This is a genomic window from Delftia sp. WSY_10 (genome assembly GCF_043104705.1).
GTDB classification, from domain to species: Bacteria; Pseudomonadota; Gammaproteobacteria; order Burkholderiales; family Burkholderiaceae_C; genus Comamonas; species Comamonas tsuruhatensis.
In genome coordinates this window covers 1-531 of record NZ_JBICKY010000040.1, presented here as the reverse complement: position 1 = coordinate 531, position 531 = coordinate 1, and the positions used below count along the sequence as shown (strand labels likewise).

Genomic DNA, 531 nt, shown 5'->3' with positions numbered 1-531 from the left:
GCCCAGGTCCGGAATCGCCACGCCCACGGGGCTGCGCCCGCCATCCAGATCCGCCTTGGTGATCTGCCGGTACGTCACATGCACTGTGGTCTCGGTGATGCCGTACATGTTGATGAGCTTGGGGCTCTGCTCGTCACCGAAGCGGTCGAACCAGGGCCGCAGGCTCTCGGGCTCCAGCGCCTCGCCGCCAAAGATCACCTGGCGCAGCGCCAGGCCAGCGCCGCCTTCTTCATCCTGCTCCACGGCATGGACCAGTTGCCCAAAGGCCGAAGGTGTTTGATTGAGAACCGTTACGTGATCCGCACGCAGCAAGGCCAGGAAGTCCTGGGGCGAGCGGCTGACCCAGTACGGCACCACCACCAGCCTGCCGCCCGTGCACAGCGCACCAAAGATCTCCCAGACCGAGAAGTCGAAGGCGTAGGAGTGGAACAGGGTCCAGACATCGTCCGGGCCGAAGCCGAACCAGGCATCGGTGGCGTCCAGCAGCCGTGCCACGTTGCGGTGGCTCAGTTGCGCGCCTTTGGGGCGGCC

The 531-nt window shown here is 65.9% G+C and carries 1 protein-coding gene; it reads right to left on the bottom strand.

From position 1 onward, the window contains the following. On the bottom strand, positions 1 to 531 hold a 531-nt coding region (locus tag ACF8ML_RS18395), incomplete at both ends, for an AMP-binding protein (protein WP_392407598.1).